The organism is Vibrio sp. 10N.239.312.C11, assembly GCF_041466065.1.
Lineage (GTDB): Bacteria > Pseudomonadota > Gammaproteobacteria > Enterobacterales > Vibrionaceae > Vibrio > Vibrio tasmaniensis_A.
In genome coordinates, this window is sequence record NZ_JBFSRZ010000012.1 from 23,866 (window position 1) to 36,665 (window position 12,800).

Sequence of the window (12,800 nt, forward strand, 5' to 3'; positions counted from 1 at the left end):
CCACAATGAAACCAATTCTACCTGACTACAGCCAATCAGGCGTTCTTGTTGTCGGTGATGTAATGCTTGACCGTTACTGGTATGGCCCTACTGGCCGTATTTCACCAGAAGCACCTGTGCCCGTTGTTAAAGTAGAAAATAACGAAGAGCGCCCTGGTGGTGCTGCCAACGTAGCAATGAATATTGCCTCTCTTGGTGGTCATGCTCATATCGTTGGTTTGACTGGAAAAGATGAGCCAGCTGAGGTGTTGAAAAATACCTTGGGTGCATTAAAGGTTAAGTGTGATTTTGTTGAGTTGGACGATTACCCGACCATCACAAAATTGCGTGTCATGAGCCGTGGACAGCAGTTGATTCGTCTTGATTTTGAAGACAAATTTGAGAACACGGATCCTGAGCTTGTTTTATCTCGCATGGAGCAAGCACTGCCTAATGTACGCTCGGTAATCTTATCTGATTATGCGAAAGGTGCTTTGGAGCATGTGCAGAGCTTTATTCAAAAAGCGCGCGCAGCGAACGTTCCGGTGTTTATCGATCCTAAAGGTGCAGATTTTGAACGCTACCGTGGTGCGACATTACTTACGCCAAACATGGCGGAGTTTGAGCTGGTTGCCGGAAAGGTTAAGTCTGAAGATGAAATGATCGAAAAAGGGCTCGCGTTAATCGAAGAGTTTGATTTTGAAGCCTTGTTAGTGACTCGTAGTGAGCATGGCATGACATTGCTCCGCAAAGGCGTAGAACCATTCCACTTACCGACCCAAGCGAAAGAAGTGTATGACGTTACTGGTGCTGGTGATACGGTTATTTCAGTATTAGCAGCTTCAGTTGCTGCAGGTAAGCCACTTGATGAGGCGTGTGCATTAGCAAATGCTGCAGCTGGCGTGGTAGTCGGCAAGCTAGGTACATCGACGTTGTCTACGATTGAGTTAGCGGAAGCGATTCATGGTAGCCAAGATACTGACTACGGTGTGATCTCTGAAGCTGCCCTAGTTGAAGCGGTGAAACGTGCTCGTGCGAAAGGCGAGAAAGTCGTTATGACTAATGGCTGCTTTGATATTCTGCATGCGGGACATGTCTCTTACATGAACCATGCTGCTGAGTTGGGTGATCGTTTGATCGTTGCTGTGAATACGGATGAATCAGTGAAACGCTTAAAAGGCCCCGGTCGTCCTGTGAACCCAACCGATCGTCGTATGGCGGTACTGGCTGGTTTAGGTGCGGTTGATTGGGTTGTTCCGTTTTCTGAAGATACACCGCAACGTTTGATCTCTGAAGTTCTTCCAAGCATTCTTGTGAAAGGTGGTGATTACAAACCTGAAGAGATTGCTGGTGGTGCAGAAGTGATTGCGGCTGGCGGTGAAGTTAAAGTACTTAACTTTGAAGATGGTTGCTCTACGACTGAAATCATTAAAGCGATTAAAGGTGGTCGAGGCTAACTCTTAGTCTTCTAGCTTTCTCGTCTCAAGGCTTAACCTTTGGGTTAAGCTGAGATCAACAGATAATAAAAATGCCGCTCATTGAGCGGCATTTTTGTAGCGGTAATCTAGTCACTTTATTAAAGACTCTGGTTAGAGTATTTAACTAGGATTTAAGCATTACTTACTTGCGACTTTTAGACCTGCGTTTACATCAACAATGTCTTGTTCGCTTAGCGTGCCAACAGCTTGACGAAGCTGAAGTACACTTAGGATGTAGTTGTAACGAGCATCTGAAAGGTTCTTGTTGGCATCGTATAGACGACGAGTTGAATCTAGTACGTCAACGATAGTACGAGTACCTACATCAAAACCTGCTTCTGTAGCTTCTAGAGCCGACTGAGCAGAAACAACAGACTGTTCGTAAGCGCGTAGCGCACCAATTGAGGCACTGATGTTGTTGTTGAATGCACGAACGTCTTTCACAACGCTACGGTAAGTTGCCTCTAGGTCTTCACTTGCTGCAACGTAGTTGTATTCAGCCTGTTTAGTCAAAGAAGTTGTACTACCACCTGTGTATAGAGGCACAACTAAATTTAAGCCGACGTTTAGGTTATCTTGGTCGTAATCACTAGGGCTGCTTGATTGATCGGCAAGAGAGTAGCTACCGTCCAACGTTAGGCTAGGTAGATGACCTGAGCTTGCTAGCGTGATGTTATCTTTAGCGATGTCTTGATCAATACGTGATGCCAATAGCTTCAGATTTTTCTCTTGAGCTTGCTCAACCAGTGCAACAGCAGATTCAGAAGACTTGCTTGCTGAGAAGCGGTCTGTATCTAAGATGTTTAGGTTAGAGTGCTCTTGACCTGTGATTTCACGTAGACCTTCGTAGTTATTAATCAGAGTGTTCTCTGCTAAAACTTCATCAGCCAAAACACCATCGTACTGAGCTTGCGCATCATGCACATCGGTGATTGCTGAAAGGCCAACTTCAAAGCGCTGCTTAGTTTGTTCCAGTTGACGAGCAACTGCGGCTTTTTCAGCACGAACAAACTCTAGGCTATCTTGAGCACGAAGTACTTCGAAGTAAGCGGTAGCAACACGAAGGATCAAAGCTTGTTGCTCTGCTGCGTATGAAGAATCAGCTTGGCGAGCTTTTTTCTCTGCTGTATCTAGCGTGATCCAAGAAGAGCGCTTGTACAGCTCCTGAGAAAAGTAAATTCCAGCTCCCCATTGATTGCTGTCATTATTTACATCACTTCGCTCACCACGGTTGATGTCGTAGTTAGCTCTCAAGTCAATTTGTGGTAGCAAGTCACTACGGTTTGACGTTACTGCTTCAAAAGCGGCATCGCGCTTCGCTGCTGAACGAAGAAGTTGAGGATCGTTCTGTTTTGCTTGGTCGTAAACCTCAGCTAGCGTATCAGCGAAAGCTGACGAACTCAGGCTGCCAATTGCTGCACTGATAAATAGTGGAAGCAGTTTTTTCATTTTCCTATTCCTGCCTTTAATGGAATTTTCTTTAAAAGAGTTTAACCCAGTTTGGTGGTAATTTACTCGAAACTTTGCACTTTTTTACAGTTAACTGTCCACTTGTGCAATATTTATTTTTTAAAACTTAACTTTAATTATAAGTTTTATACTAAAAGTTGAACCTTATCCTTGGTAGTTAACTCGGACAATGAGTAAACTATAAGATCACTTAGTGAGGTATCAAATGCAACAGTATGACAATCAACGACATGAGTTTACTCCGCAAGATGTGGAAATAGTCTCAAAAGAGACGCTGTTTCGTGGTTTTTTCAAAATGGTTAAGTACACATTTAAACATAGACTGTTTGAGGGCGGCTGGAGCCAACCAATCGAGCGTGAGATGTTTGAGCGTGGACATGCTGCCGCTTTGCTACCTTATGATCCTGTGCGTGATGAAGTGGTGATCGTCGAACAGATCCGTGTCGGTGCTCTAGAGCATGAGAACCCGTGGCAATACGAAATTGTTGCGGGGATTATTGATACCGATGAATCACCACAAGATGTTGCTCGTCGTGAGGCGATGGAAGAAGCGGGGGTCGACGTCGGATCTGTATTGCCTATTACTTCGTATTATCCTTCATCCGGCGGTTGCTCAGAAAAGCTCGACGTCTTTGTTGGTTGTGTTGACGCCACGACAGCAAAAGGGGTTCACGGATTGGATTACGAAGGTGAAGATATTCGCGTGCAAGTGATGAGTCGCGAAGCCGCTTATCAGTTAGTAAAAGACGGTGTGTTTGAAAATGGCGCCACGATCATTGCGCTGCAGTGGCTACAATTGAACTACCAAGAATTACAGTCAGAGTGGATAGATTAACGTCATGCCAAATATAGCAGTCAAAAAAACGTATCATGTCGATTTGGCTGAATTGATGCGAGTTTACGAGACTAACTATGCCAAACTTAATGCTCTGTTACCGGTTGAGCATGAGGTTGGTGACGTTCGCTGTTACCAAGCCGTTAATATGGTGTATCAATTGACAGTGAATGAGGTCACAAAATACACCACATTAATAGATATATGTCAGAGTGACGCGATGCCAGTGTTTCCTTTGCCAAAAATGTCTGTCAGGCTATATCACGACGCTCGAGTTGCAGAAGTGTGCGCTAGCGGGGATTTTTCGCGAGTCAAAGCAAAATATGACTATCCCAACACAAAACTTCTGCAAAAGGATGAGAAATTTCAATTGAACAAATTTCTTGGGGAATGGTTAACGTTTTGTTTAAAAACAGGTATCAGCCGAACCCCAGTTTCTTTTTAATTGAGCCTATTTAAAAACACTTTTAAAGTCTAAACAGTAACGTATCTGGATTTGTTATTTTGGAATTATCACACACTTCAAAATTTGATGAGAGCAGTATTAAGCTTGTACAGCTAACGGACACGCATTTATTTGCGCCGAGCAATGGCAGCTTATTAAGCATCAACACTCAAGATAGCTTTCGTGCTGTAGTCGATGCCATTGTTAGTCAGGGCTTTGACTATCAAGCGATTTTAGCAACCGGTGATATTTCTCAAGATCACAGTGCTGAGTCGTACCAAAAATTTGAGTCAGGAATTCAACCTTTGGATAAACCGTGTTACTGGTTGCCAGGGAATCATGACTTCAAACCGAATATGGGCAGTGTTTTACCATCACCACAAATACAATGCGTTGAGCATGTTTTGCTAGGTAATAATTGGCAGATGGTGATGCTGGACTCGCAAGTGGTTGGCGTGCCTCACGGACGTCTCAGTGATCAACAGCTTGATCTACTAGAACAAAAGCTAACCGAATTTCCCGAACGTAATACCTTGGTTCTGCTGCACCACCATCCACTGTTGGTTGGCAGTGCATGGCTGGATCAACATAATCTGAAAGATGCTGATCAATTTTGGGAAGTGGTTCAACAGCACACCAATGTGAAAGCGGTACTGTGTGGTCACGTTCATCAAGACATGAATCGAGATCATCATGGTGTACAAGTCATGGCAACACCGTCGACTTGTGTGCAATTCAAACCTAACTCAGATGACTTTGCGGTTGATACTTTGTCGCCTGGTTGGAGAGAGATTGAATTGCATCAAGATGGATCTGTGAGCACGCAAGTTCGCCGTTTACCTCATGGACAATTCTTACCTGATTTTGAAGCGGCAGGTTATTGATGTTTGATTCTGAACAGCAAGCCGCTAAGCCGCCACTGCTTCTCTATATTCACGGTTTTAACAGTTCATCACGTTCTCACAAAGCAACGGTGATTACTGACTATTGCGCGGAGCATCGTCCTGATATCAAGGTGATGACACCTCAACTGCCGAGTTTTCCTCAGCAAGCGGCCATTTATTTGCAGCAACTGGTGGAGCAATATAAAGAGCAATATCAGATAGCGTTGGTAGGTAGCTCGTTGGGTGGCTATCTTTCAACATGGCTGAATACTCACTATGGCTTTAAAGCTGTGGTTGTGAATCCAGCCGTTAAGCCGTATGAGCTTCTTGCTGACTATTTAGGTGAACAAGTAAATCCATACACAGGAGAGCGATATGTTCTGGAAACAAAACATATCAATGAACTGAAGGCGTTAGAGGTTCCGGCTATCGCTCAGCCGAGTGACTTCTGGTTACTTCAGCAAACGGAAGACGAAGTTCTGGATTACCGACAAGCGGTAGAGAAGTACCAAGGTGCAGTACAGACAGTAGAAGAGGGCGGGGATCATAGCTTTGTTAATTTTGAACGCTACCCCCAACAAATCATCACCTTTCTAAATCTTTAATCTGTTTCAGCAATCAAGTAATTTTCTCTTGTTTGACTGTTATTTCATCTATCAGTGGTGAAATATCATAGTTTGATGCCTTAGTTTTTGAACTAGCTTGACATCATTACTCAGCTTCCAGACTATATTCCCCAATACTTCGCTCGTTCGCTCTACTATGACGGTTCATAGTAATGATTTCGCTTTAGTCAAACTAGAGCCAGCGAACTGACGCAAACTTTTTGAGTAAACTCCGTATTATGACTGAACAATATAATGCAAAAGACCTCGAGGTACTTGAAGGTCTCGACCCCGTGCGACATCGCCCGGGAATGTATACCGAGACAGAAAGACCAAACCACCTTGCCCAAGAAGTCATTGATAACTCGGTTGATGAAGCACTAGCGGGACACGCTAAGAAGATTAAAGTCGTGTTGCATGCTGACCAATCGTTAGAAGTGACGGATGATGGCCGTGGTATGCCTGTTGATATCCACCCTGAAAAAGGGATCTCAGGTGTTGAGCTGATTTTAACTAAGCTCCACTCTGGCGGTAAGTTCTCGAACAATAACTACAAGTTTTCAGGTGGTTTGCACGGGGTAGGTATCTCGGTGGTGAACGCGTTGTCAAAACGTGTTGAAGTGACGGTTCGCCGTGACGGTCAGGTACATGAAATTGCCCTTGAAGGTGGTCATGCCGTAACGGATCTTATTGTTACAGGTACTTGTGGTCATCGCAATACCGGTACGACGGTACATTTTTGGCCAGATCCAAAATATTTCGATAGCTCTAAGTTCTCTGTTTTACGTCTTATCAATAACTTGCGCGCTAAAGCTGTACTTTGCCCTGGTTTAGAAATCACCTTTGTCGACAAGGTTGGCGGTGAAGAACATAAATGGTTCTATGAAGATGGTCTAAAAGACTACCTTGCAGAAGGTGTGAAAGGTTACACCTTACTGCCTGAGGAACCTTATGTCGGCGAATTCGTTGCTGAAACAGAAATGGCGAACTGGGCGATTATTTGGCAGCCAGAAGGCGGTGATATGATCACCGAGAGTTACGTGAACTTAGTACCAACTAAGCAAGGTGGTACACACGTAAACGGCCTTCGACAAGGTCTGCTTGATGCAATGCGTGAGTTCTGTGAATTTCGTAACCTTCTACCGCGTGGCGTTAAGTTAACGGGTGACGATATTTTCGATCGTTGTTCGTACGTATTATCGGTGAAGATGCAAGATCCGCAATTTGCTGGTCAAACAAAAGAACGTCTTTCTTCTCGTCAAACCGCAGCGTTTGTGTCTGGGGTGGTAAAAGATGCCTTTAGCTTGTGGTTGAACGAAAAACCACAACTGGCAGAACAGTTAGCTGAAGCTTGTATTGCGAATGCTCACCGTCGCATGCGCGCAAGCAAAAAGGTTGTGCGTAAGAAGATTGCTTCAGGCCCAGCACTGCCGGGTAAGCTAACCGATTGTTCGGTTCAAGATTTAAGTCGTACCGAAATCTTCTTCGTGGAAGGGGACTCGGCGGGTGGTTCTGCTAAACAAGCACGTGATCGTGAGTTCCAAGCGGTTATGCCACTTCGCGGTAAGATCCTAAATACATGGGAAGTGTCAGCGGACCAAGTATTGGCTTCACAAGAAGTACATGATATTTCGGTTGCTTTGGGTATCGATCCTGATAACGATGACTTGTCAGGCCTGCGTTACGGTAAGATCTGTATCCTTGCCGATGCGGACTCGGATGGTCTTCATATCGCGACACTGCTATGTGCACTATTTACTCGCCATTTCCATGCATTGGTTGAAGCGGGTCATATCTATGTGGCAATGCCCCCTCTGTATCGTATCGATTGCGGTAAAGAAGTGTTCTACGCACTTGATGATGCAGAGAAAGATGGTGTGCTTGAGCGACTGTCGCAGAAGAAAGCTAAGATCAACGTGCAACGATTCAAAGGTCTGGGTGAAATGAACCCACTTCAGTTACGTGAAACCACCATGGATCCGAACACTCGTCGTCTTGTTCAATTAACGATTGATGACAACGAAGCGACCAACGAGATGATGGACATGCTGCTTGGTAAAAAACGTGCAGATGATCGCCGTACATGGCTACAGACTAACGGTGATATGGCCGAGGTATAATGGATGTCTAACGAAATTACATATGATGGCGTTGAACAGCTGCCAATGCGCAAGTTCACCGAAGATGCCTACTTAAATTACTCAATGTACGTGATCATGGATCGTGCATTACCGTATATCGGTGATGGCTTGAAGCCAGTACAGCGTCGTATTATCTACGCGATGTCTGAGCTGGGCTTATCAGCTGCATCGAAATACAAAAAATCAGCACGTACCGTTGGTGACGTATTAGGTAAGTATCACCCACACGGTGACTCTGCTTGTTACGAAGCGATGGTATTGATGGCGCAGCCTTTCTCTTACCGCTACCCATTGGTAGACGGTCAAGGTAACTGGGGTGCTCCGGACGACCCGAAATCGTTCGCTGCGATGCGTTATACCGAAGCGAAATTATCTAAGTTTGCTGAGGTTCTTCTAGGTGAACTAGGTCAAGGCACCGTTGATTGGCAACCAAACTTTGATGGCACCATGAAAGAGCCTCAAATGTTGCCAGCACGTCTACCTCATATCTTACTTAACGGTATTACTGGTATCGCGGTAGGTATGGCGACGGACATCCCGCCTCACAATGTCCGTGAAGTGGCGAACGCAGCGATTCACTTGATTGATACGCCGAAAGCTGAACTTCCAGATGTGATGGGTTTCATTCAAGGCCCTGATTACCCGACAGAGGCTGAGATTATTTCGCCGAAGTCGGACATCGAAAAGATCTACCGTACAGGCCGTGGCAGCATCAAGATGCGCGCGGTTTGGCACAAGGAAGGCTCTGATATTGTTATCACTGCTTTACCTCATCAAGTGTCAGGTGCGAAGTTACTTGAGCAAATTGCTAACCAGATGCGCGCTAAGAAGCTGCCAATGGTTGACGACTTGCGTGACGAATCGGATCACGAGAACCCAACTCGCATCGTTGTCGTTCCTCGTTCAAACCGTATCGACTGTGACCAATTGATGAGTCACCTATTCGCTTCGACGGATCTAGAGAAAAACTTCCGGGTTAACTTGAACATGATTGGTTTAGACAATCGTCCTCAAGTTAAAGGCCTAGTTCAAATTCTGAAAGAGTGGATTGAGTTCCGTCGCACGACCGTTCGCCGTCGTTTGCAGTACCGTTTAGATAAAGTACTAGCACGTTTGCATATTTTAGAAGGTTTGCTTGCTGCTTATCTTAATATCGATGAAGTGATTGAAATCATTCGTACAGAAGACGAACCATGTCCTGTATTGATGAGCCGTTTCAACATTTCTGAAATTCAAGCCAATGCGATTCTTGATATTAAACTTCGTAACTTAGCTAAGTTAGAAGAGTTTAAAATCCGAGCGGAACAAGAAGAGCTTGAAGCTGAACGCGAAAAGCTTGAAAAGCTACTCGGTTCAGAGCGTCGCTTGAATACGTTGATCAAGAAAGAAATCCAAGCAGATGCAGATAAATACGGCGATGATCGTCGCTCACCTCTGATTGAGCGTGCTGAAGCGAAAGCGCTAACAGAACGCGACTTAGTACCAAGCGAACCAATCACGGTTGTGTTGTCTGAGAAAGGTTGGATTCGTCATGCTAAAGGGCATGAAGTTGATGCTGAAGGCTTGAACTACAAATCTGGTGATAAGTTCTTAGCGAGTGCTAAGGGTAAGAGTAACCAACAAGCGGTGTTCCTTGGCAGTGATGGCCGAAGCTACTCCCTTGAATCTCATTCATTACCGTCGGCACGTAGCCAAGGTGAGCCAATTACAGGCCGCCTGAACGTCAGTCCGGGTTCTTCGATTCGCCAAGTGGTGATGGGAGAGAATGAACAGCTATGGTTAGTCGGTTCTGATGCTGGTTATGGCTTTGTTTGTAAGGGTAGCGATCTGCTGTCTAAGAACAAGAGCGGTAAAGCGTTAGTTAACTTGCCACAAGCTTCTGAAGTGATGTTGCCAAGCCCTATTGCAGACTTGGACAGTAACCAGATTCTGGCGATTACTAACCAAGGCCGTATGTTGTTGTTCCCTATTAAAGACCTACCTCAGCTGAGCAAAGGTAAAGGCAACAAGATCATCAACATCCCTTCTGCGAAAGCAAAAGAGCGTGAAGAGTTTGTATCGCATCTGATGGCTATTCCAGAGAATGCAACGCTGACTATTTACGCGGGTAAACGTAAACTTGGCTTGAAACCTGCGGATCTTGAAAACTTCCGTGGTGAGCGTGGTCGTCGTGGTGGTCTGCTCCCAAGAGGTTTGCAGCGTGTGACTCGCATCGATATCGATGAACCTAGTGACGCCTAGTTTTGATTGAGTTTATCATTAGCTTTGATTGATAAAAGAAAACCCAGCTTAAGAGCTGGGTTTTTTGTATCTATACTTTTTGTCTCTGTAATTGGCGGTTTGAGTTACTCGCTATTAGCAATCAAACTAAATAAAGACTACAGGCGTGTGTCTTCGGTAATGGTGACCTTGAGTGTCTTGTTTTCACCTTTGCGCAATACACCAACATCAATGATAGTACCCGGGCGAAGGTCAGTAACAATGTCCATTACGCTCTGTCGTCCGCTAATTTGGGTGTTGTTGATGCTGATAATGATATCTTGTGCTTCAAAGCCGGCATCGGCTGCAGGACCATTCGGGTCAATGCCTAAGACAACAATACCACCGATGTTCTTAGTACCGAGCAAGCGTGATGTCACCGAATTGATGTCTTGTCCGTCGATACCAATATAACCACGAATGACACGACCATCGGCGATGATCTTCTCCATGATTTTATTAGCAAGTGAGTAGGGGATTGCAAATGAGATCCCGTAGGTTTCCATGTCGGTAGCTTGTTGGAAAGAAGCCGTGTTGATACCGACGAGCTCACCTTGTGAGTTAACCAGTGCACCACCTGAGTTACCTTCATTGATTGCAGCATCAGTCTGGATAAAGGCTTGGTGACCATCTGCACTGATCGAAGAACGACCTGTTGCAGAGATAATGCCAAAGGTTGTCGTTTGCCCTAGGTTGTATGGGTTACCGATAGCCAGCACCACGTCGCCGACATTTGCTTTGTAATTCGGGTTCAGTGGAATAACAGGTAAGTTGTCACCGCTGACTCGGAGTATCGCAATATCGGTGCGTTTGTCTGAGCCGACAAGTTGTGCGGCCGCTACTCGTCCGTCTTGAAGTGCCACGACTATTTGGTCAGCTTGAGCAACAACATGGAAGTTGGTAATGATGTAGCCTTTCTCACTAACAATCACCCCTGAACCTAATCCTTGAGTTAGTAGCTTGTTGCGATCGCTTTCTGCGTATTTACGACTATAAATATTGACCACAGCGGGTGCAGCTCGTCGCACCGCTTGGTTAAATGAGATCTGAAGAGGGCCAATATTATCGACTTGAGGGTTCGTGACGTCTGCAACAATCGCCGGCCTTAAACTCGGGAATGCGAGAAGAATAAGCGCCGCTGAAACGAGTCCAAGGGAAATAGAACGAAATAGAAAGGACAGCATGTTTCCCTCTTCAACAAGTAAGGTATGAAGCATCCGTCAATGGATGACTGACTTGATTATCAGTGAAGCATAGCATTTTGATTGATCTAAAGAAAAGGGAGACTGAGTAAGTTTAAAGCAAACTTACCGAGCCCCCCTGTAATTACGCTGACGTATGGCTATCGAATAACTAGATAGATAGTCCTATCGTCTCGCTGGATATTAAGTGCCAATACGCCAGGTTGTTTTTCAAGAATCTTTCTAAATTCAGCAAGGTTCTTAACTGGTTGTCGGTTTACCCCGATGATGATGTCATCTTTAAGAAGCTGATAAGCTTCTGCTGGCGAACCTTGAGCGACACTTGATACCTTGACGCCTGTCGCTGAATCGCTGTCGGTTGTGTTGGTGAGCTCTGCACCGGCAAGTCCTTCATGGAGCTTTTCAGCTTGTGTCTTACTATTTGTGGATTCACCCAGCGTGACGTCAAAGGTCTTATTCTTACCGTCACGCACCACGCCTAACTCGATCTGTTTACCTGCACCTAGGGTGGCTACTTTGGCTCTTAACTCACTAAAAGTATCAATACGCTTACCGTTAATGGAGATAATGACATCGCCCGCTTTCAATCCGGCTTTGTCTGCAGCACTGTCGGGTACAATTTGGCTAACAAAAGCACCTTTGCTGGACTCATAACCAAGCGCTTCAGCCAATTCCGAGGTGACCTCTCCACCTTGGACACCAAGCATGCCACGTTTTACTTCACCGAAATCGAGAATCTGTTCAGTCAGGTTTGTCATCATATTGGATGGAATGGCAAAGCCGATACCGACATTGCCGCCGTTAGGTCCTAGGATGGCCGTGTTGATACCAATCAGTTCACCGTTAAGATTCACTAACGCACCTCCAGAGTTACCACTGTTAATCGCGGCATCGGTTTGAATGAAGTTTTCGAAGTTCTCTAGATTGAGACCGCTACGTCCTAACGCTGAAACGATACCGGATGTTACGGTTTGACCAAGCCCAAATGGGTTGCCGATAGCCACACTGAAATCGCCGACTCTCAATTTGTCGGAATCTGCGACTTTTATCTGGGTAAGGTTTTTGGCTGTTTCGAGTTTTAATAGCGCGATATCAGACATCTGGTCGCCGCCGATGAGCTCTGCATCGTACTCTCGACCATCATGCAGTTTTACTTTGATATCGTCGGCACCATTGATGACATGGTAATTGGTGACAATATGGCCTTTCTTGGCATCAATGATCACACCAGAACCTAGCCCGCGGAATGGGCGTTCTCGTGTTTGTTCTGGACCAAAAAAGAATTGAAATTGTTCAGGGATTTGCTGACGTTGTACCTGTTTGCCTTCTACGGCAATACTAACCACAGCGGGGGTTACTTGTTCAAGCATAGGAGCAAGGCTTGGTAATTGTTCATTACCCACACTTAATGGAAGTGCGGCTGTAGCTTGAATGGGGGTGATGATTGAACTTAAGCTTAAAGTCAGTACTGATAAAGCAAGCAAAGGTTTTTTCATCATAAA

The 12,800-nt window shown here is 45.3% G+C and carries 10 protein-coding genes; 7 read left to right on the top strand and 3 right to left on the bottom strand.

What is annotated here, in order from left to right; genetic code table 11:
- The first annotated feature begins 5 nt into the window (after positions 1-5).
- Positions 6-1,436, top strand: coding sequence for a bifunctional D-glycero-beta-D-manno-heptose-7-phosphate kinase/D-glycero-beta-D-manno-heptose 1-phosphate adenylyltransferase HldE (gene hldE, locus AB6D07_RS07645; protein ID WP_009848977.1), 1,431 nt, complete (start codon positions 6-8; stop codon positions 1,434-1,436).
- Between the two features lie 159 nt (positions 1,437-1,595).
- Here the strand turns inward: hldE and tolC are convergent, their stop codons facing one another.
- A complete protein-coding gene (gene tolC, locus AB6D07_RS07650; protein WP_017102956.1) occupies positions 1,596-2,906 on the bottom strand; it encodes an outer membrane channel protein TolC in 1,311 nt (436 codons plus the stop codon).
- A gap of 226 nt (positions 2,907-3,132) precedes the next feature.
- Here tolC and nudF point away from each other — a divergent pair, with 226 nt between their 5' ends.
- The 6 genes from nudF (at position 3,133) to parC (ending at position 10,078) form a co-directional block, all read left to right on the top strand.
- The gene (gene nudF, locus AB6D07_RS07655) at positions 3,133-3,762 is read left to right on the top strand and encodes an ADP-ribose diphosphatase (protein WP_009848961.1); all 630 of its coding nucleotides are present in this window, start codon (positions 3,133-3,135) and stop codon (positions 3,760-3,762) included.
- A 4-nt stretch (positions 3,763-3,766) separates the two neighbouring features.
- Entirely contained in the window at positions 3,767-4,207 is a 441-nt protein-coding gene (locus AB6D07_RS07660; protein WP_017102957.1) for a DUF1249 family protein, read from the top strand.
- Between the two features lie 59 nt (positions 4,208-4,266).
- Positions 4,267-5,091 (top strand): 3',5'-cyclic-AMP phosphodiesterase, encoded by an 825-nt coding sequence (gene cpdA, locus AB6D07_RS07665; protein WP_009848963.1) that lies wholly within the window; start codon positions 4,267-4,269, stop codon positions 5,089-5,091.
- Positions 5,091-5,696: an esterase YqiA gene (yqiA, locus tag AB6D07_RS07670; RefSeq protein ID WP_017102958.1), complete on the top strand. Its 606-nt coding sequence runs from the start codon at positions 5,091-5,093 to the stop codon at positions 5,694-5,696. The genes cpdA and yqiA overlap by 1 nt, the downstream gene beginning before the upstream one ends.
- 239 nt (positions 5,697-5,935) lie before the next feature.
- Entirely contained in the window at positions 5,936-7,816 is a 1,881-nt protein-coding gene (gene parE, locus AB6D07_RS07675) for a DNA topoisomerase IV subunit B (RefSeq protein WP_017102959.1), read from the top strand.
- 3 nt (positions 7,817-7,819) lie between these two features.
- Positions 7,820-10,078, top strand: coding sequence for a DNA topoisomerase IV subunit A (gene parC / locus AB6D07_RS07680; RefSeq protein WP_009848966.1), 2,259 nt, complete (start codon positions 7,820-7,822; stop codon positions 10,076-10,078).
- A gap of 137 nt (positions 10,079-10,215) precedes the next feature.
- Here parC and degS read toward each other — a convergent pair whose 3' ends face one another.
- Both degS and AB6D07_RS07690 read right to left on the bottom strand, forming a co-directional pair.
- Positions 10,216-11,280 (bottom strand): outer membrane-stress sensor serine endopeptidase DegS, encoded by a 1,065-nt coding sequence (degS, locus tag AB6D07_RS07685; protein WP_009848967.1) that lies wholly within the window; start codon positions 11,278-11,280, stop codon positions 10,216-10,218.
- A 158-nt stretch (positions 11,281-11,438) separates the two neighbouring features.
- Positions 11,439-12,794: a DegQ family serine endoprotease gene (locus tag AB6D07_RS07690; protein WP_009848968.1), complete on the bottom strand. Its 1,356-nt coding sequence runs from the start codon at positions 12,792-12,794 to the stop codon at positions 11,439-11,441.
- Positions 12,795-12,800: the final 6 nt, after the last annotated feature.

Bases quoted from the DNA above. Each gene is read 5' to 3' on its own strand.
- tolC (WP_017102956.1), bottom strand. From the start codon at position 2,906: ATGAAAAAACTGCTTCCACTATTTATCAGTGCAGCAATTGGCAGCCTG.
- parC (WP_009848966.1), top strand. From the start codon at position 7,820: ATGTCTAACGAAATTACATATGATGGCGTTGAACAGCTGCCAATGCGC.
- nudF (WP_009848961.1), top strand. From the start codon at position 3,133: ATGCAACAGTATGACAATCAACGACATGAGTTTACTCCGCAAGATGTG.
- parE (WP_017102959.1), top strand. From the start codon at position 5,936: ATGACTGAACAATATAATGCAAAAGACCTCGAGGTACTTGAAGGTCTC.
- hldE (WP_009848977.1), top strand. From the start codon at position 6: ATGAAACCAATTCTACCTGACTACAGCCAATCAGGCGTTCTTGTTGTC.
- yqiA (WP_017102958.1), top strand. From the start codon at position 5,091: ATGTTTGATTCTGAACAGCAAGCCGCTAAGCCGCCACTGCTTCTCTAT.
- AB6D07_RS07690 (WP_009848968.1), bottom strand. From the start codon at position 12,794: ATGAAAAAACCTTTGCTTGCTTTATCAGTACTGACTTTAAGCTTAAGT.
- degS (WP_009848967.1), bottom strand. From the start codon at position 11,280: ATGCTGTCCTTTCTATTTCGTTCTATTTCCCTTGGACTCGTTTCAGCG.
- AB6D07_RS07660 (WP_017102957.1), top strand. From the start codon at position 3,767: ATGCCAAATATAGCAGTCAAAAAAACGTATCATGTCGATTTGGCTGAA.